25 protein-coding genes are annotated in these 24,856 nt (G+C 68.2%); 10 read left to right on the top strand and 15 right to left on the bottom strand.

What is annotated here, in order from left to right; all coding sequences use genetic code 11:
- Positions 1-198: 198 nt before the first annotated feature.
- From VMT65_RS31745 to VMT65_RS31760, 4 genes are all read right to left on the bottom strand, one after another.
- A complete protein-coding gene (locus VMT65_RS31745) occupies positions 199-435 on the bottom strand; it encodes a hypothetical protein (RefSeq protein WP_326312209.1) in 237 nt (78 codons plus the stop codon).
- Positions 432-734, bottom strand: a complete 303-nt coding sequence (locus VMT65_RS31750; RefSeq protein WP_326312210.1) for a hypothetical protein — start codon at positions 732-734, stop codon at positions 432-434. The genes VMT65_RS31745 and VMT65_RS31750 overlap by 4 nt, the downstream gene beginning before the upstream one ends.
- A gap of 94 nt (positions 735-828) precedes the next feature.
- A complete protein-coding gene (locus VMT65_RS31755; protein ID WP_326312211.1) occupies positions 829-1,644 on the bottom strand; it encodes an SDR family oxidoreductase in 816 nt (271 codons plus the stop codon).
- A gap of 9 nt (positions 1,645-1,653) precedes the next feature.
- A complete protein-coding gene (locus VMT65_RS31760; RefSeq protein ID WP_326312212.1) occupies positions 1,654-1,800 on the bottom strand; it encodes a hypothetical protein in 147 nt (48 codons plus the stop codon).
- 231 nt (positions 1,801-2,031) lie between these two features.
- Here VMT65_RS31760 and VMT65_RS31765 point away from each other — a divergent pair, with 231 nt between their 5' ends.
- Positions 2,032-3,024 carry an AraC family transcriptional regulator gene (locus tag VMT65_RS31765; RefSeq protein ID WP_326312213.1) on the top strand — a complete coding sequence of 331 codons (993 nt, stop codon included), beginning with the start codon at positions 2,032-2,034 and terminating at the stop codon, positions 3,022-3,024.
- Here VMT65_RS31765 and VMT65_RS31770 read toward each other — a convergent pair whose 3' ends face one another.
- The 3 genes from VMT65_RS31770 to VMT65_RS31780 form a co-directional block, all read right to left on the bottom strand.
- A complete protein-coding gene (locus VMT65_RS31770; protein ID WP_326312214.1) occupies positions 3,025-4,749 on the bottom strand; it encodes an N-acyl-D-amino-acid deacylase family protein in 1,725 nt (574 codons plus the stop codon).
- A gap of 62 nt (positions 4,750-4,811) precedes the next feature.
- The gene (locus VMT65_RS31775; protein ID WP_326312215.1) at positions 4,812-5,732 is read right to left on the bottom strand and encodes an endonuclease/exonuclease/phosphatase family protein; all 921 of its coding nucleotides are present in this window, start codon (positions 5,730-5,732) and stop codon (positions 4,812-4,814) included.
- Positions 5,729-7,681, bottom strand: a complete 1,953-nt coding sequence (locus VMT65_RS31780; protein ID WP_326312216.1) for a glycoside hydrolase — start codon at positions 7,679-7,681, stop codon at positions 5,729-5,731. The genes VMT65_RS31775 and VMT65_RS31780 overlap by 4 nt, the downstream gene beginning before the upstream one ends.
- Positions 7,682-7,756: 75 nt before the next feature.
- On the opposite strand from VMT65_RS31780, the gene VMT65_RS31785 reads away from it, so the two are divergent.
- Positions 7,757-8,419: a response regulator transcription factor gene (locus tag VMT65_RS31785; RefSeq protein WP_326312217.1), complete on the top strand. Its 663-nt coding sequence runs from the start codon at positions 7,757-7,759 to the stop codon at positions 8,417-8,419.
- A complete protein-coding gene (locus VMT65_RS31790; RefSeq protein WP_326312218.1) occupies positions 8,416-9,792 on the top strand; it encodes a HAMP domain-containing sensor histidine kinase in 1,377 nt (458 codons plus the stop codon). The genes VMT65_RS31785 and VMT65_RS31790 overlap by 4 nt, the downstream gene beginning before the upstream one ends.
- Before the next feature lie 3 nt (positions 9,793-9,795).
- On the opposite strand, the gene VMT65_RS31795 is transcribed toward VMT65_RS31790, so the two are convergent.
- Positions 9,796-10,068, bottom strand: a complete 273-nt coding sequence (locus tag VMT65_RS31795; RefSeq protein ID WP_326312219.1) for a hypothetical protein — start codon at positions 10,066-10,068, stop codon at positions 9,796-9,798.
- Positions 10,069-10,248: 180 nt separating this feature from the next.
- Between VMT65_RS31795 and VMT65_RS31800 the strand changes: the two genes are divergently transcribed.
- The 4 genes from VMT65_RS31800 to VMT65_RS31815 all read left to right on the top strand — a co-directional run bounded on the left by VMT65_RS31800 (position 10,249) and on the right by VMT65_RS31815 (position 13,309).
- On the top strand, positions 10,249-11,355 hold the full coding sequence (locus tag VMT65_RS31800; RefSeq protein ID WP_326312220.1) for a tetratricopeptide repeat protein: 1,107 nt from the start codon (positions 10,249-10,251) through the stop codon (positions 11,353-11,355).
- Positions 11,356-11,461: 106 nt separating this feature from the next.
- The gene (locus tag VMT65_RS31805) at positions 11,462-11,740 is read left to right on the top strand and encodes a hypothetical protein (RefSeq protein ID WP_326312221.1); all 279 of its coding nucleotides are present in this window, start codon (positions 11,462-11,464) and stop codon (positions 11,738-11,740) included.
- 203 nt (positions 11,741-11,943) lie between these two features.
- Positions 11,944-12,612, top strand: coding sequence for a lysophospholipid acyltransferase family protein (locus VMT65_RS31810; RefSeq protein WP_326312222.1), 669 nt, complete (start codon positions 11,944-11,946; stop codon positions 12,610-12,612).
- Between the two features lie 31 nt (positions 12,613-12,643).
- On the top strand, positions 12,644-13,309 hold the full coding sequence (locus tag VMT65_RS31815) for a hypothetical protein (protein WP_326312223.1): 666 nt from the start codon (positions 12,644-12,646) through the stop codon (positions 13,307-13,309).
- Here the strand turns inward: VMT65_RS31815 and VMT65_RS31820 are convergent.
- Entirely contained in the window at positions 13,306-13,713 is a 408-nt protein-coding gene (locus VMT65_RS31820; RefSeq protein WP_326312224.1) for a RidA family protein, read from the bottom strand. The genes VMT65_RS31815 and VMT65_RS31820 overlap by 4 nt on opposite strands.
- Positions 13,714-13,744: 31 nt before the next feature.
- The gene (gene pdxR, locus VMT65_RS31825) at positions 13,745-15,208 is read right to left on the bottom strand and encodes a MocR-like pyridoxine biosynthesis transcription factor PdxR (protein WP_326312225.1); all 1,464 of its coding nucleotides are present in this window, start codon (positions 15,206-15,208) and stop codon (positions 13,745-13,747) included.
- A gap of 46 nt (positions 15,209-15,254) precedes the next feature.
- Here pdxR and VMT65_RS31830 point away from each other — a divergent pair, with 46 nt between their 5' ends.
- Complete coding sequence (locus VMT65_RS31830; RefSeq protein ID WP_326312226.1) at positions 15,255-16,469, top strand: MFS transporter; 1,215 nt, start codon at positions 15,255-15,257, stop codon at positions 16,467-16,469.
- On the opposite strand, the gene VMT65_RS31835 is transcribed toward VMT65_RS31830, so the two are convergent.
- The gene (locus VMT65_RS31835; protein ID WP_326312227.1) at positions 16,433-17,251 is read right to left on the bottom strand and encodes an MBL fold metallo-hydrolase; all 819 of its coding nucleotides are present in this window, start codon (positions 17,249-17,251) and stop codon (positions 16,433-16,435) included. The two genes, VMT65_RS31830 and VMT65_RS31835, sit on opposite strands and share 37 nt — an antisense overlap.
- A 75-nt stretch (positions 17,252-17,326) precedes the next feature.
- Between VMT65_RS31835 and VMT65_RS31840 the strand changes: the two genes are divergently transcribed.
- On the top strand, positions 17,327-17,914 hold the full coding sequence (locus VMT65_RS31840) for a helix-turn-helix domain-containing protein (RefSeq protein WP_326312228.1): 588 nt from the start codon (positions 17,327-17,329) through the stop codon (positions 17,912-17,914).
- Between the two features lie 24 nt (positions 17,915-17,938).
- Here VMT65_RS31840 and VMT65_RS31845 read toward each other — a convergent pair whose 3' ends face one another.
- Positions 17,939-18,439: a hypothetical protein gene (locus VMT65_RS31845; RefSeq protein ID WP_326312229.1), complete on the bottom strand. Its 501-nt coding sequence runs from the start codon at positions 18,437-18,439 to the stop codon at positions 17,939-17,941.
- A gap of 122 nt (positions 18,440-18,561) precedes the next feature.
- On the opposite strand from VMT65_RS31845, the gene VMT65_RS31850 reads away from it, so the two are divergent.
- Entirely contained in the window at positions 18,562-19,023 is a 462-nt protein-coding gene (locus VMT65_RS31850; RefSeq protein ID WP_326312230.1) for an SRPBCC family protein, read from the top strand.
- 42 nt (positions 19,024-19,065) lie between these two features.
- On the opposite strand, the gene VMT65_RS31855 is transcribed toward VMT65_RS31850, so the two are convergent.
- From VMT65_RS31855 to VMT65_RS31865, 3 genes are read right to left on the bottom strand one after another with little or no spacing between them, the layout of a single operon-like run.
- Complete coding sequence (locus tag VMT65_RS31855) at positions 19,066-20,610, bottom strand: flavin-containing monooxygenase (protein ID WP_326312231.1); 1,545 nt, start codon at positions 20,608-20,610, stop codon at positions 19,066-19,068.
- Between the two features lie 8 nt (positions 20,611-20,618).
- The gene (locus VMT65_RS31860; RefSeq protein ID WP_326312232.1) at positions 20,619-23,198 is read right to left on the bottom strand and encodes an SDR family NAD(P)-dependent oxidoreductase; all 2,580 of its coding nucleotides are present in this window, start codon (positions 23,196-23,198) and stop codon (positions 20,619-20,621) included.
- Between the two features lie 29 nt (positions 23,199-23,227).
- Positions 23,228-24,718 carry a flavin-containing monooxygenase gene (locus VMT65_RS31865; RefSeq protein WP_326312622.1) on the bottom strand — a complete coding sequence of 497 codons (1,491 nt, stop codon included), beginning with the start codon at positions 24,716-24,718 and terminating at the stop codon, positions 23,228-23,230.
- Positions 24,719-24,856: the final 138 nt, after the last annotated feature.

The following is a 24,856-nucleotide window of genomic DNA, read 5'->3' on the forward strand; positions in this document are numbered from 1 at the left end:
TCGCAGCGCCCCGGCCGTCCGGAGAGTTGCCCTGGCCGCGTGGAGGTTCGATTCCGGCGTGCGGAGCGTTGTCCTAGCCGTGCGAAGTTCACTTCGGGGGTCCGGAGAGTTGTCCCGGCCGCGTGGAGGTGCGCCTCGGGCGTGCGGAGGTTCGCCCCTGGCCGCACGGAATCGCCTCGGCCACTCGGTGATTCGCCGCTACGGCGTGAACCGGGAGCCCTTCGCGACCCACGCCCCGCGCCCGCGCACCGTGATCGACCACCGGCCCCGGCGACCCGCGTCCACGATCAGCCCGCGCCGCTCCAGCCGGGTCACCGCCGCGCGCGCCGCCCACGTGGTGATCCCGGCATTGGACGCCAGCTGGTCGACGGTGAGCAGCCCGCCCGGGGCGAGCACGCCGAGCACCGCGTATTCCGCGGCGAGAGCGGACCTCACGCCTGCCTCGCCCTCGTCCGGGTGATCGACCGGCGCGGCCGCACCGACTCGATGTCCACCATCTCGGCGAGCAGCGACACGATGTGCGGGCTCACATGCTCGGGACTCGGCACCAGCACCGCGTCCACGTGGGTCTGGCGAACCAGGGCGAGGAGCCCGAGCGCCGGTAGTTCCGAGGGGGCCAGCAGGGTGTATCCGAGCGTGCGCGCCAGTCTGCGGCATTGCGCCATATCCCAGGCCAGCGCGCGTCCGGAGACGTCCGGGTCGATGTAGGTCAAGGCAATCGCTTCTGCCCTCATGACCAACCTCTCGTCACGAGAACGCGATTCGCTACCGGTCACCACGCGAAGGGGCAGCGAAAGGACAGTGCTGCCAGCGGAAGGACAGTATTGTTCAGCGTTTCAGGCCGTGCGCGGACGCGATGAGCCGCTCCATGACCGTGCGCGGCAGGATGCGGCGAATCGCGAACATGACCGGGGCGTTGCTGCCCACCGCGTACAGCGGCCGGGGTCGCTGCGAGTTCGCCGCCGCGACAATCGTTTCGGCCACCTTTTCCGGTGCGATGCCCTTGCTCATTCGTTTGTCGAGCACCGCCATGAACTTGGTGAATTCGGCGGTGTGCGGTGAACCCTCGGCGAGGTATTTGCTGCGGCGTTCGCTCAGACCCGTATTGATCTGGCCCGGCTCCACGGTGGTGATCCACACCCCGAACGGGGACTCCTCGAACCGTGCGGCGGTGGCGAATCCGCGAATGGCGGCCTTGGTCGCCACATAGGACGAGCGGTAGGCCATGGGGAAGCTGCCGAGCATGGACCCGACCATGACGACCCGCCCGTACCCGCGCTCGCGCATCCCGGGCAGCACGGCCTGAGTGAGCGTGATCGCACCGAACACATTGAGCCGGAACAGTCTTTCGATGGCCTCGCCGGGCAACTCGGCCAGCGGCCCGGCCTGACTCTCACCCGCGTTGTTGACCAGCACATCGACCGGCCCGAGGTCGGCGACGAACCGCCGGATGGATTCCGCGTCCGTCAGATCGAGGGCGCGGTACTCGACGCCCGGCACGCGATCGGCCGCGGCCAGGGTATCGGGATTGCGGCTGGTGCCGATCACCTGGTGGCCCTGGGCGGCGAAGGCCGCGGCGGTGGCCTTGCCGATGCCGGAGGACGCGCCGGTGACCAGGACGGTGCGAGTCGGTGTGCTGCTCATGGCAGCACGCTATCGGGTGCGGCGCGCGGGGGTGCAGCGGGCCTGCCGGCGTTCGGCGGCGGATTCGCTGGTAACCGAACGGACGCCGAGCCAGATGCCGAGGCCGAACGCGGGTACCGCCAATGCGGGAATGAGCAGGAAGGCGGTGGAACTCATGATGGGGAGACCTCGATTGCTGGTCGTCGTCCGGGCCCGACCTTCATGAATCGCGCTGACGGCGCAGCCGTTACGTGACGAATTGTTCTGTCCGATGCGCCACACCGAATGGTCTGCCGTTGATATGTTTCGCCAACCCGATGGGGAACAGATGATGGTCGGGAGAAGTCGAAGAGGACCGCGTACATGTTCGACTGGGATCTAGCCAGGAATACCTCCAGCGTGCACATCATGACGCAGCTCGCGGAGGAACGGGGGATGCGGGCGGGGGATTGTCTGGCGGGGGCCGGACTCTCGCCGTCGGCCGTGACCGACGCGAATGCCGAGGTCACCGCCCGGCAGGAACTCGCCGTGGTGCGGAATCTGCTCGCGCGCTTCGGGGATGAACCGGGGCTCGGGGTGGAGGCGGGCAGTCGGTATCACATTTCGCTCTACGGGCCGTGGGGACTGGCGCTGCTGGCCAGCCGGACGCTGCGCGACGCGGTGGAGGTGGCGCTGCGGTACGTGGAGCTGGCCTTCGCGTTCGGGCAGTTGAGTTTCGTGGAGGTCGGCGGCGAAGGAGTGCTGCGCTTCGACGATCACGAAGTGCCCGAGGATGTGCGGGCCTTCCTGGCCGAACGGGTCATGACCGGCATCCAGATGATCGGCCGGGAGCTGTTCTCGGTGGGAGTTCCGGTGCGGCGCTTGAGTTTCCGGCACGAGCCACCCGCCGACACCGCGCGCTACCGGTCGGTGTTCGGGCTCGAACCGTGCTTCGGCGCGGTCGCGCACGAACTGGTCTTCGACGCCGCGTACCTGGATGTGCCGCTGCCGCAGGCCAACGAGTGGGCGCGGCGCAATTGCGAGCAGATGTGCCGCGACCTGTTGGCGCGGCGGCACGCGCGCTCGGGTGTGGCGGGCGCGGTGCGGGATCTGCTGGTGCGCAATCCGGGGGAGATTCCCGATCAATCCGAGGTCGCGGCGGAGCTTTTCGTGAGCCCGCGCACCCTGTCGCGACGGCTGCACGACGAGGGCACCTCGTTTCGCGCGCTGCTCGACGAAGTGCGCCAGGCCCTGTCGGAGGAAATGCTCGACCACACCGGTATGACCACCGAGCAGGTGGCCGCCCGACTCGGATATGCCGAGGCGGCCTCCTTCATTCGCGCGTTCCGGCGCTGGAAGGGTTGTCCGCCACAGGAATACCGGGCCCGCGGGCTGCGGGCCCGGGTGCCGGAACCGGTGTGATCAGCCCGTCGCGGTCAGGAACGTGCCCGCGTGCAGGGTGGTGCCGAATCCTGGTGTGAATTCACCATATTCGTAGACCGGGTGGCCGCCGACCACGGTGGCGGCCACCGCGCGATCATTGCGATTGACCATCCGATGCAAACCCGCCACACCCGGGAACGGGGCCTCGGCGTATTCGCTGCTGGAGCCGTCGAATCCGGCGGGGTCCACCACGGCGATATCGGCGCGGGCCCCGACGGCGAGGCGGCCCGCGTCCAGTCCGTACCAGTCGGCGAGTTCGCCGGTGACCCGGTGGATCGCGGCCTCGACGGACAGGAACCCGCGCCGGTGCGCGCGTTCGAGCAGGCGCAGGCCGAAGTTGTAGAAGGCCATATTGCGCAGGTGCGCACCGGAATCGGCGAATCCGACCTGCATGACCGGTGAGCGCTGGAGCCGGTCCAGGACCTCCTCGCGGTCATTGGCGATGACGGTGCGCCAGCGCAATCGCGCGCCGTGCGCGACCGCCAGGTCCAGCAGGGCGTCGGCCGGATCGATGCCGCGCTCGTCGGCGACCGCGCCGAACGACTTGCCCTCGACGTCCTTTTCGGGGCAGGACACGATGACCGCGTCGTACAGGTCCCGATTCCATACGCGCGGACCGAATCTCTTGGTCAGATCCTTGCGGAACTGTCGGCGGTAGTTCTCGTCGGCCAGCAGTTCGCCGCGCTTCATGACATCGCGAATATTGAGCGCGGCGACACCGGAACCGAATTCCTCGAACACCACCAGGTCGACACCGTCGGCGTACACCTCGAACGGCACCGGCAGATGCTGCCACCGGAACCGCGCCCCGCCAACGATATTCGCGATCCACGCGGCCGCGGTCGCGGCGCGGGCGGTGGTGCGATCGGCCTTGACGTCCATGCCCGCGATGAGAGTCGTCTTGAGCGGCTTGCGGATTCGCCCGGCGCTCTCGGCGAAGTAGCGGGCGATCTCGGCGCGGGAGGTCAGATTCGGGGTGCTCTGATGCACGCGCCCGCGGCGGCGCAGAATCGCGTTGAGGGCACGGTATTCGCGCCAGGTCGCGTAGGTGGACGGCAGCTGGCGGGTCGGGAAGCGCACGCCCTCCAGCTTGGAGAACGAGCTGCGGATCGTGGACAGGCCGAGGAAACCGGCGTCGAGGGCGTCTTCGAGCATGGCGCACATGCGTTTCAGCTCGGCCTCGGTCGGCTCGGCGTGGGCGTCGACGGCGCGGGCCAGGCCCATGACCGTGACGCGCATATCCGAATGGCCCAGGAAGGCCGCGACATTCGCGCCCAGCGGTCGGTCGGCGATGGCCTTGGCGTAGGTGTGCGGGCCGTCCCAGTCCTTGTGCTCCTTGACCGCGCCGTGCACCGCGTCCCACGGCAGAGCCTCCACCCGCGCGAACAGGTCGGCGCAATCCTCGGCCTCGGAATAGACCGTGGACAGCGAGCAGTTGCCCAGCACCACCGACGTCACGCCGTGCCGGACGGATTCGCCCAGGCCGGGATTGCCGAGCACCTCGGCGTCGTAGTGGGTGTGCACATCGAGCATGCCGGGCAGCACCCACTTGTCGACGGCGTCGATCGTGCGCACCCCCTCGGGCAGGTCCGCGCCGATGGCGGCGACCTTGCCGTCGCTGACTCCGACATCGGCTCGGACGCCCGGTTTCCCGGTGCCGTCGAATACCGTGCCGCCGCGAATGACCAAGTCGCACTGAGCCATCTCGCACCACCCTGTTCTCGAGCTCGCCGTCTTACACGCTACCTCCGGAGTATGCGCCGGGGTCAGCGCCGCGGGAAGGCGATGGTCGCGGTCGGGGCGCGATGGTCCGGGCCGGGGATGGTCAGGACCGCCGCCGCGGCGGGGTGCAGACCGCGTACGAGCAGGTGATCCAGGCGGACGAGGGGAAAGATGCCGGGCCAGGTGAATCCGGGTCCCGCGCCCGGGATGGACTGGGCGTCGGTGTAGCCGGGAGCGAAGGATTGCCAGTGGCGGTCGGTGGTCGCGGTATTGAAGTCGCCCGCCACCAGCACGTGGGGTGCCCGGTCGGCGCTGAGTTGGCGCGAGAGGACTTGCAGGCCCGCGTTGCGGGTCGCGGTGTCGGCCGGGCGAATCGAGGGCAGGTGCACCACGTAGACCACCAGATCGCCGTACGGGGTGTCGACGTGGGTGCGCAGGCCGCGCTGCCAGCCGATGCCGACATCGGCGGTCGTGGTGTCGGCGGTGGGATAGCGGCTCCACAGGGCCACCGTGCCGCGCTCCTCGTGATACGGATAGGCGGCGTTGAGGATTCGCTGGACCGGCGCGCGATCGGTCGCGGCGAGCTCCTGCACGGCCACGAGGTCCACGTGGGTGGCCACCAGGGCACGGGCGGTCGCCACGGGGGTGGGATTGTCGGCGAACAGGTTCTGGGAGACGACCTTCACGGTGCCCGACGGCGACTCGGTGGCCGTGGCCGTCGGTGCCCACCACGAGCCGAAGGTGTAGGCCCACACCAGCAGTGGTGCGATGAACGCCGCGGCGCCCGCCGGGCGGCGGCACGCGACCGCGACCACGGCGAGGATCGGGACCGGGACGATGAGCCACGGCGCGGCGGTATCGGCGGCGACGCCGAGGCCGAAGACGTCGGGTATCCAATCGTGCGCGACCAGCAGCACCGTGAGAAGTGCCGCGGCCGCGACGAATACGAGGGTTCCGGGTTTCATCGGGCGGGGCACAGTCGCCGGGGGCTGGCATCGCCCTTCAACTGGGCGTCGACGCAGCCGCCGGGCAGGCCGTGGTAGTCGGCGGTCCCGAAATTGGCCGTGACCGTGAGCTCGCCATCACCGAAGACGCTGCTCTGCACCAGGTGATCGTCGCTGAGCCAGCGGAAGTCGCTCATCGGCAGGGTGGCCGCCTGCTCGTGCAGGGGCGCGAAGAACTGTTGCAGCCGAGCCATTTCGGGGCCGTGCTCCCGCAGCGTCTCGCCGTCCAACACGAAGTTGAGCGGTGTGTTGTTCAGGATGGCGGTCAGTGCCCGCATCGTCTCCTGCTGCGGCAGTTTGTAATACGACAGCTCCCAGCGATCGACATTGATCAGCGAGTCGTGCAGGACGGTCTCGTAGAGCGGCACCCGGTACACGGGGTCGAACATGGCGGTGACCAGATCGGTGGGCAGATCCACCGGCTTGAAGAACACCTTGGGCGCGGTGTCGGGGTACCAGGCACCCCAGGTCTGGCGGTCGCGCTGCAGCTTCCACAGTCGATCCGAAATCGGGTTCTGGGCACCGTGATCGAAGGCCAGCACCGGGGCCGCCCAGGAGCCGGCGGCCTCCGAGCCCAGGACGGTCTTGCGGTCCTCGGACAGCCAGCGCATGCGGGCCAGCCGGTTGTCGCGATCCTGCCGCTGGGTCATGGGATGGGCCGGGGTGGCGTCGTCGAAGAACTCGCCCGCGGCGTCGACGTCGAGGAAGTAGGTGTTCGCGCCATTGGCGGTCATGGCGGCGTAGCGATCCCGATAGAGCTTCGGATCCTGTTTCAGCGCTTGGGAACTCAGGTAGCAGCCGCGATCGCCGAAGCCGGTCTCGGGGGTTCCCTTCGCGTCGTGCACGCAGCCGTCGGGCCAGACGGTGCCGGGCCAGCGCGAGGACGGATTGTCCGCGGTGGCGGGGTCTTGCGCATTGGCCCACGAATCATACGGGCCCGCAAGGTATCCGGCGTCCTTGGCGGCGGTGACGGCCGCCGGGGACATCGGGTCGTCGCCGGAGTCGTAGCCGAGCCACATTTTCGACAGGCCGAGGCTCTTCATCTGCGCGATGGCCTCGGGCGTGCGAGCCTGGCCCCACAGGTAGGCGTGGAATGCGCCGAGCAGTCGGGCGATCTCGGGATTCTGGTCGATCTTGTCGCGCAGGGAACGGAATTCGCCGTGCTCGATGAGCCAGGCGCGGTAGTCCTTGGCGGCGGCGACGGGGGAGGAATCGGTGAGGGCGAAGTCCACGGTGTAGTCGCCGGTGCCCGCGTTGGCGGCGAAATCGTGTGTGGCGTCGGCGATCAGCCTGCCGTTGTCCGAATGCACCGTGACGCTGCTGCCGATATCGGTCGGCACGATGTAGCCGACGCCGCGATCGCCCACGCGGTAGCCCCAGAACGGCATGGTCAAAGCGGAGGTGAGCGGCAGGGATTCACCGATCAGACCGGTGTCGGGGCCGTTCCAGAACGGGTCGCGGACCGGCAAGGACAGGCCCTCGCCGCGGGGGAGCTGCAGGGCCGAGCTGTCCTGGTCGGTGCCGGTGATCGGCCACCGCAGGGAGCCGTCGCGGTCGCTGTGCACGGTGACGCGCAGGCGGCCGTCCTCGGCGGCGGCGGAGACGGTCAGTGCCCGATCCGGATACGACCAGGTCGCCGCCCCGCCCGTGACGCGCACCGGGCCGGTCGCGCCGAGGGCATCGGCCGCGGGTGCGGAGAGCTCGTAGGTCTTGCCCTCGGAGTTCGCGGTGACACCCAGGGTCTTGGTGTCGACCTGGGCGGTGCCGCCGGCCATCGGGATAACCACGTAATTGCCATTAATGGTCGGCGTCGGCGCGGATGCGTCCTTCCCGCACGCCGTGAGTCCGGCGGCGGCCACCCCGAGAATGGCCAGGACGGCCGGGGTGCGATGCGGTATCCGAAGTCTCATGGCCCCCACGCTCACCGACCGACATGAGAGTCGGATGAGAAAGCGCAGGTGGCGGTCGTCCGTATGATCCGTGGGGTGCGTGTACTGGTAGTCGACGACGAAGCCGCGGTGCGGGACGCGCTGGTGCGCGCCCTCACCACCGAGGGCTACCAGGCCCGGGGAGTCGGCGATGGCGCGACCGCGCTCACCGAGGTTGCCCGCTGGCAGCCGGAGGTCGTGGTGCTCGATGTGCTCATGCCGTTCATGAACGGACTGGCCACCTGCCGCACCCTGCGCGGGCGCGGCGACCGCACACCGATCCTCATGCTCACCGCGCGCGACGCGGTGGCCGACCGGATCGAGGGGCTCGACGCGGGGGCCGACGACTATCTGGTCAAGCCGTTCGATCTGGACGAGTTGCTGGCCCGGGTCCGCGCGCTGGTGCGGCGCACCTATCCCGAGGACGGGGCCGTGCTCTCGGCCGGAGATCTGGTGCTGGACACCACCGCTCACACCGTTCGGCGTGGCAACCGCGAGATCGAGCTCAGCAGAACCGAATTCGCGCTGCTGGAGGTGCTGCTGCGCAATGCGGGGCAGGCGTTGCCGCGCGAGACGCTCATCGAGCGGGTGTGGGGGCGGCAGACGTCGAACTCGCTGGAGGTGTACATCCGGTATCTGCGGCGCAAACTCGAACCGGAGGGGGAGTCGGCGCTGATTCACACCGTGCGCGGGGTGGGGTATCGGTTGGGGCCGTCGTGAGGCGGGGGTGGGATCGCCTCGGGTTGCGCGGACGGATCGCCGTATTCTTCGTGCTGGCAATGGGTTTGGCGCTGGCCGGAATGGCCGCGGCCGCATACGTGGTGGTCGGGCACGAATTGAACAGCACCCTCGATCTGGGCCTGCGCCGCCAGGCCACGCGGATCGCCCGGCAGTTTCCGGCCGAGCCGTCGGTCGCGGCGATCTCGGGGCCGTGTCAGTACCTGGCCGCGCCGAGCTGTGTGCAGGTGGTGGCGGCGGACGGCGGCATCGAGTCCGAGCACCTGCCCGACTACTCCCTGCCCGTCGATGCCGAAACCCGGGCGGTGGCAGCGGGATCCGCGGATGCCTTCTTCACCGACTTCACCCTCGGCGGGTATCGCATGCGGATGTACACCACGCAGTTGCGACCGGGCAGCGCGGTGCAGGTGGCGCAGCGCTCCGACACCGTCGACACCGGGGAGCGGCGGGTCGGTCTCGCGCTGCTCGCGGCGGCGGGCGCGGGGCTGGTGCTGGCCGCCCTCATCGGCACGGTGCTCGCGCGGCGTGCCCTCGCACCGGTGGCGACGCTCACCGAGGCGGCCGAAAAGGTCGCCCGCACAAGGGATCCCAAACAGCACATCGCTGTCACCGGATCCGATGAGGTGGCGCGGCTGGCGGCCAGCGTCAACACTATGCTCGACGAACTCGACGCGGCGCTCACCGCCGAACGCGATTCACGCGCCGCCCAGCAACGGCTGATCGCCGACGCCTCGCACGAATTGCGCACGCCGCTCACCGCATTGCGCACCAATATCGATCTGCTGCGCCGCGCCGATCGCATGTCGGCGGCCGACCTGGACGAGACGGTGTCGGCCTTGCGCGTGCAGTCCGAGGAACTCTCGGGTCTGGTGACCGACCTCATCGATCTGGCGCGCGCCGACGACCCGGACGCGGCACGCGAATCCCTCGAGGATCTGCGCCTGGATCTGCTCACCGCCGAATGCCTCACTACCGCCCGAAGGCATTGGCCCGCAATCACCTTCGACGCCGACCTGCGTCCGGTTACCGTGGCGGGCGCACCGGCGCGACTGTCACGGGCGATCACCAATCTGCTCGACAATGCCGCGAAATTCAGCCCCGCCGACGGCACGGTGCATGTCACCGTCGCCGACCGGCGGCTCTCGGTGCGCGACGAGGGCCCGGGCATCCCCGCCGAGGATCTCCCGCACATCTTCGACCGCTTCTACCGATCACCCTCGGCGCGTTCGACCCCCGGGCACGGCCTGGGACTGGCCATCGTCGCCCAGGTCGCCGCGCTCCACCACGCCACCCCCGCGGTCGAATCGACCGCGGGCGGCACCACCGTCACCCTCACCTTCCCGAGTGGCGGCTGATGCTCAGGTAGGTGTCGGGCAGAACGGTTCACACGACGCCGGCGGCGTCGGTGCCGGAGTTTGCGGCTCATCGAAATGCGCCGAACTCACCAACACCATCAGTCCGATGGCCAGACCGAGGATCAGGGCGAAGGCGGTTGCCACGACCCCCCAGTTGAGTCTCGGAAAGGTAATGACCTCATCGCCGTCGTCGAGGGCAAGGAAAACGACCGCCGCACTCCCGGGCGATCGGAACAGTTGTTGCAGTACGGAATTACGCCACCAGCGTCCAGACATGGCAGCACACGAGCCTTTATCTATTGTTCTCCGGGTTCGCCACGACCGTGGCAACATCAACGCTACGCCCGAAATGTCGCGATAGCTATCAGCTATATAGCCTGGCTGTCGGCCTTGCTCAACGCCTCGCGGAAATCCTCATCCGACGCGGGCACAATGGGAACAATGGGGGGCAAAACCATGACGCGCCGACGAACTCTTCGGATCACGAGCGTCATTCACAAGAGCGCGGCCGACCTGGAAACCCTGACGGCCGCCGTCCAATTCCTTCGGGGCCTGACTGCGGTAGCACCGGGCGCTCGACCGAGTCTGGCCTTCGCCCTGCGAAAGTTGGCGCTGTGTCAGGCCGACGCGGGACGGCACAAGGAAGCCCTGGCCGCCGCCGACGAGTCGATAGGGATCTGGCGCGGCCGAATCTCGGCCCGGCGTGGCCGCTACCGCGTCGAGTTGGTGCTCGCCCTCTGTGTACGCGCCGACATCCTGGACTGCCTGGGCCGCGGACCCGAGGCCGAAACCGGTGCACGCCAGGCACTCGCACTGTGCCGCGACCATCTCGCGGGCGACCCGCGCCGGATCGGGCCCGCATTGCTGGTCGCGCTGGACACCCTCGCCCGAGTCCTCGACGCGCACGACAACCCACACGAGGCGCTGCCGCTCGGCACGGAACTCGTGCGAATCCTGCGGCGCCTCACCGCACGTCGGCCCCACTACAACCGCTCCCTGGCCGCGGCGACCCACCAGCTCGGCGTCTACGCCTACGACGCGGATCGGCTCACGGACGCCTTGCGCGCCACCGACGAAGCTCTGCGGCTCTATCAGCGCCTCGAGGACGACCAGCCGGGCGCGTTCACCGCACACCTGCGGGCGGCCACCACCAACCGAGACCTGTTCCTCACCCGATTGGAGCAGGCCGGAAAGGTAGTCCTGGGCCCGTACCCCCTCTGCGCGGATTGCGAACTCGTCAACGGTGGCCTCGTCGCGGTGCGGCACCGCCAACGGCACATCCGCGTCGCCGACCGACAAGCCTGCGTCGACACCGCCCTCGCCGACATCATCATCGCGCTCTGGGAGCACGACTGCGACACCGTCTGCTCCTGCGAAGATATCGACGGCCGAGCGGGCGTGGTGCCAGTGGCAGCCCACCTCGACCGCACCGCGAAAACCTTGGCGGATATCGGTTTCCGGACCGAGGTAGCGGACGGCGCGATCTTCTTTTCTCCGCACGGTACGGATGGCCGCGATGCACCGAGGCGAGCGACGGAACCGATAGCCCGCGGTCAGATGTGACGGAAGCGTGACGCCTACCGGTGGCGGCGAACCGGGGGCGGATCGCCGCTCGTGGTCGGGGTGCATCTCGCTCGGAGATGCCCACGGTCCCAGGAAGGCGGACATCATGATTCGTAAATTCGCCATCGGGCTGGCGGTCGTCCTCGCCGCCACATTCAGTGGCGCGGGCCCCGCGCTGGCGGGCTTCGGCCAGGACGGCTACACCCCGCCCGGCGGCTGCCAAACCAATGGGGGCGGCGGCGTGGGGGCCGGAAAAGGGGTCGGCGGTTCCTCGGGCGGCACCGGGGCGAACCCCAACGGCACCACCGGACCGAATGGCCAAGGCGGCGTTGACCAGAATGGATTCCCCAATAGCTCCACCGACCCGGGTCCGCTCTGCGAGTAGCGGTCCTGCCTTGGGGTGAGTCCGACCGCGGGCCCCCGCGCCGACCCCCGACGCGAGGACCCGCCCGGTGCATTCGGACGCCCGAGGTCTCCGAGCAGCACGCGCGGATCCTGTTGGTTGGGCTCGAGTATTTTTGCGCTGTCGGATCGGCAGGTCGCGCGACGAGGATGAATCCTGTTACCGCACCCTTGAAATGGAGCATGATGACCGACCCCACCCGCCGCCCGAAGGGCTTGGGCAAACGAGCCTGGTTGACAACCCAGGTGGTCCGTCGCCTGTTGCGCGCACTGGCCTGGTCCAACTTCGTCGATGTGACCGTCATCGGGCGGGATCGTGTTCCGGTGACCGGTGCGGTCATTGTGGCCAGCAACCACATCTCGATGCTGGACGCGGTGTTTCTCTGGGGTGCGCTGCGTCGCCGCGCTATCGCCATCGCCATGGCCGAACTGTGGACCTGGCCCGTGGTCGGCTGGCTGGTTCGCCGCCTGGGTCAAATCCCGGTGACCCGCCGCAATGCCGAATCCGGCCGCACCGCACTGACACAGGCCGAACAGGTTCTGCGCCATGGCGGCGTCCTCATCATCTATCCCGAAGGCCGCCTGGTCGCCCCCGGCGAATCCGAACCCTACAAGCCGGGCGTGGCCAAACTCTCGTTGGCGACCGGCGTCCCCATCGTCCCGGTCGCCACCACCGGCACCGACGGAGTTCTTCCCTTGCGCCGCACCCGAGGTGACGGCCCCGCCTTCAACCGCCGCCACCCGGTCATCATTCATTTCGGAAACCCTATCGACCCAGCCGATTTCGACGATCCGGAGAAACTCCTCGACCACCTCCGCCACCAGATCGAAGCCCTGCGCGCCCAGGCCAACTGATTCGCGCACCCCGATCGGGTTAGGGTCGGGTGTGAATGTGCGAGTGATTCCGGGGAAGTTGATCGAGGTTCCGACCGCGGACGCGACAGGGATGGACCGGCGGGCGTTCGGTGAGTTCACCGGGCCGAATGGGGAACTCGCGTCGTACGCGCTCGGCTGGACGACGGGGGCCGAGCCTCACGTCGGTCGGATCACGGTTGGCATCGGGGCCGGGAATCCGGGCGGGGGCACCTTTCATGCCGTGATGTTCGAGCACGAGTGGCGAAGTTCGTTCGGGCTCGTGGACGAGCCCTTCGAGGATGTGCCGGAGGGCGGCCCCGACCTGACCGCCGAACAGGCACGGGCGCACGACGATATCGCGTCCGTGTGGTGGGTCGTCGACAACATCATGTGGTCCGACCCGCGCGCCTGGTGGATGCGGCACTGGCTGTTGCTGACGCGCTGCATTCAGACGCCCGAGGTCTTCGAGCAGCAGGAGCCGATCCTGTTGGTCAGCAACGACGCCGACGACGATCTGTGGCAGCTGATCGGGCCCACCGACGCCGGTAGCGAGGGCCACATCGGGCATCTGTATCACGCGATCGACGAGGACCCCACCCTCATCGACGTGGCGAATCTGCAACCCGGCGAGCGGGCGACCCGCGAAACCCCGGGCGGCCCGTGGACCCGAACCGCACCGGAACCCGAAGCGGGCTAACCGATCTCGGGTACCACGGCATCGGCCTCGATCTCGACCAACAGGGCCGGATCGATCAGTTGGCTGACGCCGATCATCGACGCGGCGGGCCGGATGTCGGCGAACACTTCACCGTGCGCCTTTCCGACCTCTTCCCAGCGGCTGATGTCAGTGACGAAAATCCGGGTCCGCACCACGTTTTCGACACCGGCACCCACCTCGGCCAAGGCCGCGGCGATCCGCCGGAGCGCCTCCCGGGTCTGTTCGGCGATATCGTCGCCGCCCACGGCCCCGCCATCCGGTGCCGCGGCGGTGGTCCCGGCGACCGATACCCATTGCCCGACCCGGACCGCCCGCGAATAGCCCACGATGGGCTCCCATACCGCGCCCGAGGAAACATTCTGTCGATTCGTCACCGGGCTCATTCTGCACAACCCGGGCGGGCGCGCAATTCCATTAGCGATCGGGTTGCGGGAGGGCCGCGCAGAGTGCCTCGAGCGCCGGGCCGAAGGCGTGGTCGGCCGGGGTGCCGTAGCCGATGACCAGACCGTCGCGGGCGGGCGTGGTGGCGTCCGGGTGGCGGTAGCGGTGCAGGCCGTCGACGGCCAGGCCGAGTCGGCGGGCCGCGCGCAGGGTGGATTCCTCGGTGCCGGTGGGCAGTTCGAGGACGGCGTGCAAGCCGGCGGCGATGCCCGTGACACGAATGTGCGGCGCTCGGCGGGCGAGCGTCTCGACCAGCAGGGCGCGGCGACGGCGGTAGGTGATTCGAGTGCGGCGCAGGTGGCGATCGTAGGCGCCGCCGGAGAGGAAGTCGGCGAGGGTCAGTTCGGCGATCACGCTGACCCACATCTCCCGGTCCTCCTTGACGGCGAGCACCCGATCGACCAGCGTGTCGGGCAACACCATCCAGCCCACGCGCAGGGCGGGGGACAGGCTCTTGCTGACGGAGCCGAGATAGACGATGCGATCGGGATCCAAGCCTTGCAGGGCCCCGACCGGCTCACGGTCGTAACGGAATTCGCCGTCGTAGTCGTCCTCGAGCAAGAACGCTTCGGTGGAGCGAATCCAATCGACCACTGCGACACGGCGTTCCGGATGCAGGGGGCCGCCGGTGGGGTACTGATGGGCGGGGGTCAGGAGCACCGCGCGGGCGGGGCTGTCGCGTAGCTCGTCGACCACCGCCCCGTGCGTGTCCACGCTGATTGGGAGCGTTCGAACACCCTTGTCGCGCAGTAGTTCTCGGTGATAGGGAAGGCTGTACGCCTCCATGGCGATCGGCCCGTCGAGGGCGTCGGCGAGAAGGTGTAGACCGTGGGCGAACCCGGTCGTGATCACAATCCGCCCGGGATCGGCGCGCACGCCACGGGCTCGGCTCAAATACTCGGCCACCGCGTGCCGCAATTCCGGCCGACCGCGCGGATCACCCACGCCGAAGGCGTCATTGGGAGCCGCGGCCATTGCCCGGCGGGTGGAGGCCACCCAGTCGGCACGCGGAAAGGCCGCGGCATTGGGAGAACTCGGTTGTAGATCGTGCCGCAGTCGGCTCGGGCCGAGGCGCGCTGGATGGGCGGTGCGATCGATCGGCGTCGGGGCACTACGCTCGACCGGCATCGCGGCCGTGCGCCGCGCCACCCGCGTGCCCGAGCCCTGCCGAGCCGTCAGCCAACCCTCTTCCACGAGTTCGGCATACGCGGCCGCGACGGTATTGCGCGCGATCCCCAGATCTGCGGCCAGACTCCGGTACGGCGGCAACCGCGTCCCCGGCGCGAGCCGTCCCGACCGGATGGCCTCGCGCAATGCCGACATCAACCGCGTGCGTCGACCGCCGCCACCCGCGAGCGCCAAATACAAATCGGCACCCGCCGCTGCCCCGCCCTCCGAACCTGCTGCTTCCTCGGAATTGGCCCAACTATCTGCCATGGAAATGCACCATAACAGTGGGTCTTTCGGCTCGTACGGTCAGTTCATGTCCACTTCAGTCGCGATCGCGCCCGCCCGGTCGCCAGTCAAGGGCTGGCTGGCTGTCCTGGCGGTGACGCTCGGCATCTTCTCCCTGATGACCTCCGAACTTCTGCCCGTCGGTCTGCTCACCCCGGTCGGCTCGGCCCTGCACGTCTCCGAAGGCGTTGCGGGACTGATGGTCACCGTGCCCGGGTTGGTGGCCGCGTTCTCCGCACCGATCGTCACCGTGGTGACCGGCCGCATCGACCGCCGGATCGTGCTGGCAGTCCTCATCGGCCTGATGGGCGCAGCCAATCTGGCCTCCGGCTTCGCCACGAATTTCGCGGTGGTCCTCATCGCCCGCTTCCTCATCGGCCTCAGCGTCGGCGGCTTCTGGTCCATCGCCGGTGGCATCGCGGTGCGCCTGGTGCCCGAGCATCAGGCCGCCCGGGCCACCGCGGTCATCTTCGGCGGCGTCGAAACCGCCTCGGTCCTCGGTATTCCCGCCGGAACCGTGCTCGGCGACCTGAGCGGCTGGCGTGTCGCCTTCGCCGCCGTCGGCGCGCTGGGTCTGTTCTCGGTGGTCTGCATGGTGTTTCTGCTCCCGGCCCTGCCCACCGAGGAATCCATCGAGCTCCGGGATCTCCCAACGGTTTTCCGCTCGAACACCGCCCTGCGCCTGGCCCTCGCGCTGACCTTCCTGATGATCACCGGCCACTTCCTGGCCTACACCTTCGTCCGCCCGATTCTGCACACCCACGGCATCGACGAGCACGCCACCGGCGCGCTCCTGCTGATCTTCGGCGTGGCGGGTATCTGCGGCAATTTCCTGGCGGGAACCTTGGTCTCGAAATCACTGCGCGGCACCACGATTGCCATTGCCGTGGCGCTCGCTACCGCGACCACGGCCCTGGCTCTCCTCGATACCAACACCGTCACCGCCGCCGCCCTCCTCATCCTCTGGGGCCTCGGTTACGGCGCGGTCCCCGTCACCTTCCAAACCCGCGTCCTGCGCGCCGCTCCCGCCACCCCGGAACCCGCCTCCTCCCTCTACGTCTCCACCTTCAACCTCTCCATCGCGCTCGGTGCGCTCGTCGGCGGCGCGGTGGTCGACCAGTACGGCCCGCTGTCGGTCCTCTGGCCCGCCACCGCCTTGGTCCTGGCAGCCCTGCTGATCCTCGCCCTGTCCCGCCGAACGGCTCGTCAGCCGAGCGGCGGTGCCAGGTATTCCAGCGCATAGCCGGTGCCGGACGGCGTCACCCGGGCAATGCCGGGCGAGTCCAGGTGAGCACCGGCGACGAAGTGGTCCGGCTGGACCAGTTGCTCGAGGAGAACCGCTCGCGCGGCGCGGGCCTGGGACTGGTCGCTGTCGAATTCCCAAGCCACGTTCGGCTTTTCGAATTGCAGCGTGGGAACGTGAACGGTGTCGCCCCAGATCAGCAGACGGCTGGTGCCGCTGGCGATCTCGTAGACGGTGTGCCCGGGTGTGTGGCCGGGAGTCGGGATCGCGGTGGCCCAGTCGTTGATCGCGGTCCGCTCCGAGACGGGTACGACCCGGTCGCGGAGCGGTTCCAGCCGCCCGGTGAATACCGAGGCGTCGCCCGCGCCGATCCACACGCGCTCGAGTTTCGGGAAGGCTTGCGAACCGTCCGGCGTGATCAGGCCGCTCACATGGTCCTCGTGATTGTGAGTGATCGCCACCTCGGTGATGTGTGCGCGGTCGACGCCCGCTTCGTCGAGCGCGTCGTAGATCAATCCCATCGTGGGGACGTGCCAGTTGTCGGAACAACCGGTGTCGATGAGCACCGATCGGGTGCCGTCGGTGACGAGGAAGGCATTGACCGCCAGCCGCAGGTTGTCGTCGACCAGCGGCACGGTGGTTGGCAGCTGAGGCAGCGTGCGCCCCGCCTCGTCGCGCAGTCGCGTCGGCGGCATGTCGATGTACCCGTCTCGCAACGAGATCACCTGCAGCTCACCGAATTCGAACCGGGCGTGGTGCTGGCCGCTCGAGATCAAACGCATGAAACCTCCATCGGTGTGGACACGCCTCACGTGTCTCCGATAGAAGAGTACATCTACTTTGGTAGAATTCCAGGCATGGGTGAACCAGAGGACGGCGACGACACCATCGGTGTGTTCGGTGCGGCTGTGCGGCGACGCCGCGAAGAGGCAGGTCTCACGCTCGAGCAGCTGTCGACCCGGTCGTCGGTCAGCCGGGCGATGCTGTCCAAAGTCGAACGCGGCGAGAAGAGTCCGACCATCGGCATCGCCGCCAAGATCGCCCACGCCCTCGACGTATCCCTTTCGGACCTGATCGGTGGGCCGGCCGCAGCGGCTTCGGGTGCGGCCGTGGTCATGCGAAAGAGCGAGCGTGCCGTATTCCACGACCCCGAAACAGGTTTCGAGCGGCACATGGTCTCACCCGCCCCGGGCGCGGGATCGGGCGAAATGGTCTTCCACTACCTCCCGGCCCAGATCTCCACCGGACTGCTGCCCGCGTATCCCCCCGGCACCGAGAAGCAACTCATAGCTCTGAAGGGCAGGGTCACGGTCTTGATCGGCGGTGTCACCGAAACCCTGCACCCCGGCGACTCCCTCTACTTCCGAGCCGACGTCCCCCACGGCTTCGCCAACCGAACGGACTCCCCCTGCGAATACCTCATGATCATTTCCCGCCGAGCCTGAACGACCGCAATCATGGAGCTTTCGCTAGTACGCCTTCCCCGGAACGCCGAGGCGGCATTCGCCGGATCCGGCGAAGGAACTGCCCGAATTGCACAGGAGTTGCGTGAGGTAGGCGCCGGTTCGTTTGGCGATCGCCTCCGGGGAGTTGATGCCGATGATGTCGACGGTGGCCGACTTCGACTGGCCGCCCTGCTGCGCGAGCACCGTGTGCGTGCCCGCCGTCTGCGGTGTCCAGCTGGTCGTGAGCTTTCCGGGTTCGTTCGTGCCCGAGCTCGCCACCGGTGTGCCCGTGGCCAATGTTGTCCCGTCGACGCTGATGGTGACCGGGGTCGTCATGTCGAAGACGTAGGCGGTGAGGCTGCATGCCAGGGTCGTCGCCTGGCAGCCGAGCGCCCCGTCGCCGGGTCCCACCCAGATCGAGACGGTTCCCGACGCGGCCGTGGCCGTTCCGGTCGAGAGCGGAATCGCCGCCGCGAGCAGTGCTGATCCGAGTGCGGCGTAGCGAACGGTCTTTTTGGTGTGCATGGCCGAGAAGTATTTTTGAATCATCCTTGTTTCACAAGGAGTTTCGGTGACCCCGGTTTTCGGGGGTCCGGGTTGGCCGCGGCCGTAGCGCGATCGCGGGACAGGATGGTTCCATCGGTGGTATGAGCCAAAGTGATGAATCCGATCGGGTGGTGTCGGCGGGGCGGGAGATCGCCGCGGGGGCGGACCGGATATTCGAGTTGATCGCCGATCCGGCACAGCAGCCGAGCTGGGACGGCAACGACAATCTCGCCAGCGCGGAGGCGGGCCAGCGGGTGCGCGGGATCGGGGAGATGTTCCGGATGACGCTCACCAAGGACTACATGGTGCGCGAGAATCACGTGGTGGAGTTCGAGGAGGGGCGGCGGATCGCCTGGCTGCCTTCGGAACCCGGGAAGCAGCCGCCCGGTCACCTGTGGCGGTGGGAGCTGGAGCCTTTGGGCGACAACCTGACTCGGGTCACCCACACCTACGACTGGACCAACCTGCGCGACGAGAACCGCATGCCGCGCGCCCGCGCCACCACCGCGGACAAACTGATGGCCTCCGTCGATCGCCTCGCGGCACTGGCCGAGAAGGACTGATCCTTCGCGCGCTCCCGTTCGCGGGTCCCTGAATTCGGGGGCTCAGGAGATCGCCTCCTGAGGCTCGCGCACCGGGGTGACGGTGAACCGGTAGTCGTCCAACGGGAAATGACGGTTCTCCCAGTACATTTCGAGTTGCGTCGAGGGGCGGAATGCCGCACCGTCGCCCTGGTAGTTGATGTAATAGGTGTTCGAGGTAATGCAGCCCTGCGTGAACAGGTGGGTCCTCTTGGCCCGCCTGTCCATACGCGCGAAATACCGATCGTGCGGCTCCTGCCGCACCTCGACGCGGGTCGCGCCCCGGCGACGAGCCTCCTTGATCACCCGCGCGGCGTGCGCCGAGGTCGATTCGATCAGCGGAATGTAGGAGCCGGGGGCGAAGGCGTACGGTCCGACAATGAGGAACGCGTTGGGGAACTTCGGCACCGAGACGCCCTGGTACGCCTGGAATCGGTGGGCGTCCCAGAACTCACCGAGCTCGAGGCCGTCGCGCCCATAGATGGGATACGGCGGCGTATAACCTTTCTCCATCACCTTGAATCCGGTGGCGCACACCACCATATCGAATTCGCGTTCCTGTCCGTCGGCGCTGACGATTCCGGTCGGCGTGAAATGCTCGATGGGATCGGTCACCAGCTCGACATGCGGTTTGGTGAAGGTCTTGAAATACGTGTTCGAAATGGAGGGACGCTTACACCCGAATCGATAGTCGGGGGTGAGCTTGCGGCGCAGTTCCGGATCGCGCACCTGCGTGAACAGCCAAGCCTTCATGGCATTCTCGGCCACCGACATCCCCAGCGACGTCACCCGCGGATAGTTGGAGATCGCCAGCCCGGCCCCCAGCCCCGCGTTCACGCCCACATTCCCGACGAACCGCACCGTCCGCCGCAACGGTGCGAAATTCAGCACCGCATTCGCCACCGGGCCCATCGGGAAGTCCAGCTTGGGTCCGATCCAGATGGCCCGCCGCTGATACACCGTCAACCGCGAAACATCCTTGGCCAGTTCGGGAATCACCTGCAACGCCGTGGCCCCGGTGCCGATCACCGCCACCCGCTTGCCCCGATGGTCGTAGTCGTGATCCCACCGCGAACTGTGCATCACCTTGCCGGTGTAGTCGTCGAAGCCCGGAATCTCCGGATTGTGCGGCTGCTCCAACCCACCCACCGCACCGATCACATAGCGTGCCGTGAGCCGCGACCCGTCCTCGAGCTGGATCCGCCACAGATTGTGCTCCTCGTCGAAATCGCCCCGCACCGCCCCGGACCCGAGTCGCAGCTTGTCGCGCAACCCCTGCCGGTCCACGACCTCCTCGGCATACCGCTGCAATTCCTCCCCGGGCGCGAAGAATCGCGACCACCGCGACCGCGGCGGGAACGAGAAGTTGTACACCGGAGATGGAATATCGACGGCCACACCGGGATACGTGTTCGCCAGCCACGTCCCGCCGACCCGGGGCCATTTGTCGATGATGACGAAATCCTCGACCCCGATCCGCCGCAACGCGACACCCGCCCCGATCCCGCCGAGACCCGCGCCGACAATCACGGCTTCATGGACGGGTCGAGAACCATTGGTGGAAGGCATGATCGGCCTCATTTCCAGGATTGGTCGGTGTCGAAGGCGGCGGCCCGCGCGATGACCTCCGGTAGTTGCTGCCGCCGCAGCTTGCCCGCGGTCGTGCGCGGCAGCTCGGGCACGAACGTGATGTCGCGCGGCACCTTGTAGTTGGCGAGGGTCGACTTGATGTGCCGTTGCAGTGCGGCGGCACTGGTGCGCGATCCGGTTTTTAGCACCACGGCCGCCGCCAGCCGCTGCCCGAAGTCCGCGTCGGGCACCCCGATGGCGCCCGCGTCGGCCACCGCCGGATGCGCCAGCAACGCCTCCTCGACCTCCTGCGGGAAGACGTTCTCGCCGCCGGAGACGATCATGTCGTCGGAGCGGCCGTCGATGAACAGCCGGCCCTCGGCGTCGAAATGGCCGAGATCGCCGGAGTCCATGTGCTTTCCGACCATGTCCTTGCCGCGGCCGTCGCTGTAGCCGTGGAACATGGCGGGGTTCTTGTTGATGATGCGGCCGGTGACGCCGGGCGGGAGCTGGCGGCCGTCGGCGTCGACTATGCGGATGTCCACGATGCCGGTGGGCGGTCGCCCGACGGTTCCGGGCGCGGCGCGCAGATCCGCGGGGGTGGCAATGGTTCCGGCCCCGGTTTCGGTGGAGGCGTAGCCGTTGAACAGGACATCGCCGAACTCGTCCATGAACGCGGTGGCCAGCCGGGGCGGCAGGGGAGCGGCCCCGCACACCACCATCTGCAGGCTCTCCAGGTGATGGCCGCGTCGATCGCGCTGGGGAAGATCCATGATGCGTTTGAGCATGGTCGGCACCAGGCAGGCGATGTGCACGCCGTACCGCTCGATATCGGCGAGAACGGTTTCGGCGTCGAACCTTTCGTGCACGAGGGCGGTCGAGCCGAGCAGGAAGGCCCCGACCAGCGCGAAGAAGCCGTAGGTGTGATGCAGGGGCGGGGCGATGACCATGGGATGCCCGAGCCGGGGGATGGGCTCGACCTTGGCGAGATCCTCGAGCGCCAACACCATGCGGGGATGTAGTGCGGACAGCGTGAGCCCCGACGGGCCCAACTGTCGTGGCGCACCCTTCGGAACGCCGGTGGTGCCGCCGGTCAGCAGAATGAGCGAGCCGCCCGCGGCGGGTTCGCGCACCGGCGGGCCGCCCGCCGCGACCAGTTCGGCCACGGTCGGCAGTCCACCCGCCGCGCCCCGCACCACGACGCGGTGGCCGTGGTAGCCGGATTTCTCTATCTGCGTGTGGAATTCGCTGTCGTAGAGCAGCACTTCCACGCGCTCGCGGGTGAGGACCTCGCCGATCTGCGGGCCCGCGAAACCGTAGTTCAACGGCACCAGATCCGCCGACAGCCGTGCGGCGGCGTAGGCGGCGATCACGAAACCCCGGTGGTTGCGACACAGGACACCGATCCGTTGACCGCGCCGCACATCCCAGCGAGCGCGCAGTGCCGCGGCGAGCCGCTGTACCTGTCGATCCAGCTCGGCCGCGGTGATGGCACCGTCGTCGTCGATCATGGCCGGGCGATCCGGGAACCGTGCGGCGAAGCTCGACAGTGCGGTCGACAGGCCGATCCCGCTCCGCAGCGCCCACGCCAGCCGGGGAATCCTGCTGGGCGGCACCAGCTTCAGCGCTCCGCTGGCGGGAATCCACCCCGCGACCGTCACCGCGTCGTCGAGCAGATTGACCGTGCGCTCCACCCGACCGATCGGCCCGGCCCAGTCGACGGGCCGATTGTTCCAATTCCCGGTCTTGGCGTACAGCGTCAGCATGCGCTGCGCCGCAGGGGAATTGTCGAGCGCGTACGACAGTGGCGCGGCCGCCCGCTCCCACCACGGCCGAATCGCCAAGGGGCGGTCCACGATCGCACGGCACACCAGGCTCGCGGCCTCGTCGGTGGACATGCTCGGCGTGTAGCGGTAGATCCGGTACGGGCCCAGCATGTCCGAGCGCACCAGTTGCAGGTGAACAGTCGTCACGGTGATGCCGTCCGCGCGCAATTCCGGTGCGGCACCGCGCATCCAGGAGTTGAACGCGGACTTGGAGGCGATGTAGGCCGTCCAGCCGACGGGCGGGCCGTGCACACCGGCGGTGCTGATATTGACGATGTGGCCTTCGCGCCGCGCGCGCATGGAGGGCAGGAGGCTCAGCACCAGTCGGACCGGGCCGAGATAGTTGATGCGCGCGGTGTCCTCGAAGTTGTCCCAGCGGTCCAGGGAGTCCGAGAGCCAGCGGCGAATGGACTTGCCCGCGTTGTTGACGAACACATCGACGTGACCGTGGTCGGCCAGCACCCGCCGGATCAGCGCGGCACAGGCGTCGGGATCGGCGAGGTCGGCCGGATAAGGGTGCACGGAGCCCGGGAAATCGGCTGTCTCGGAACACAATTCCTCCAGGAGCGCCGCGCGTCGGGCCACCGCGATGACGGTCGCCCCATTGGCCGCCAGCCGCCACGCCGTCGCCCTGCCGACGCCCGAGGACGCCCCGGTCACCAGAATGATCTTGCCCGTCACGGCCGGTGCCAGCCGGCGGTCGCCGATGCCGTATCCGGCCGCGCCCAGCGCGACGCGAACCGATTTCGGTAGTTCGAACATGGCTCAACTCCTTTGTCGAGCGGAAGGGGTCAAGCGGTCAGGCGATCGAATTCGTAGTCGGAGAACGGGAATCGATGATGCGCGCGGCGCGCCGAGAAGAATCCCGTGGGCCGGATATACGTGCTGTCGCCCTGCGAATTGCGGTAATACGTCGGCACATGCGCGTTCAATTCGCTCAGGTAATAGCGCATGGCCGCACCGCTGCGGTAGATGCGGCGATGGTAGGCGTCGTGCACGTCCTGCCGGACCGCCACGAAGGTGGCCCCGCGTCGCCGCGCCTCCGAAATCGCCCGCACCGCATGGTCGGCCATCATCTCCACGAAGGCGTGCCAGCCGCTGCCGGTCCACGAATACGGGCCGACCAGCGTCCACCGATTCGGCAATCCGGGCAGCGCGACGCTCTCGTAGGCCTGCAACCCCTGTTCGGCGAAGTACTTGCCGAGATCCATGCCGTCGCGTCCGACCACCATGCCCGGCGTGTAGGTCTCCGGGTCGGAGAAGACGTGATAGCCGGTGGCCAACACGATCATGTCGAAGTCGCGCTCGACGCCGTCGGTGGTGCGAATGCCGGTGGCGGTGAAGCGTTCGATGGGGGTGGTCACCAGGTCCACGTTCTCGCGGTTGAAGGCGAGCAGGTAGCCGGTATTGAGGGTCGGTCGTTTGGCGATGGGACCGTAGTCGGGCGTGAGGCCCTCGCGAATCCGTGGGTCCTGCACCATGAGTCGCAGCAGGGTGCGGTAGCCGCGGATGGCTGCGGCGTCCATGGCGCGCAGGGTCGGTCGGACCACGGGCATCGGTGCGGTCGACATGGTCCGCAAGACGGCGTCCACCGCCACCAGCGCCGCGCCGTGCACGGTGGCGGTCACGCCGGGGACGTGCAGGGCCAGGCGGACCGCGCGCGGAATGCGCGGATTCGGCTTGGGCAGGCACCACACCGGGGTGCGTTGGAAGACCGCCAGGCTGCCCACCTTTTCGGCGATGGACGGGGTGATCTGCACCGAACTCGCGCCGGTGCCGATGATCGCGACCCGCTTACCGGTCAGGTCGTAGGTGTCGTCCCAATCCGAGGGCCGCTGAATCTTGCCCCGGTACTCGGTGAGTCCGGGAATGCCGGGGTCCTGCTTGGGGCTGATGAACGCGCCCACCGCGCTGATGACGAAGCGTGCGGTCGTGACCGTGCCATCGGCCAGGCGCAGTCGCCAGCAATGCCGGTCCTCGTCCCATTCCTCGCCGAGGACCTCGGTCCCGAATCGAATGTGCGGATACAAACCGAAGCGCCGGGCCACCGCCACGTGATAGCGCCGGACCTCGGCTCCGGCCGCGAACAGCCTGCTCCAGTTGGGATTTCGGGCGAACGAGTACTGGTAGGCCAGCGAGGGAATATCGACTTCCAGGCCCGGATAATGGTTTTCCTGCCAGCTGCCGCCGACCTCGTCGGCCCGCTCCAGCAGGACGAAATCGGTGACCCCGGCTCGTTTCAACTTCACCCCGGCGGCGATTCCGCCGGGTCCCGCGCCGATGACGGCGACCTCGTGGTCGGGAGCCGAAAACTTCGCTGCCGATGTGTCTTTGGCTGCCGATCTGTCTCTGGATGCCGGTGTGTCGTTGGATGCACTGGTCACGACGGGGACCCTCCGAGCGGATTCCGGCGCTGCGCT

Source organism: Nocardia sp. CDC153 (assembly GCF_035818515.1).
Classification (GTDB): Bacteria; Actinomycetota; Actinomycetes; order Mycobacteriales; family Mycobacteriaceae; genus Nocardia.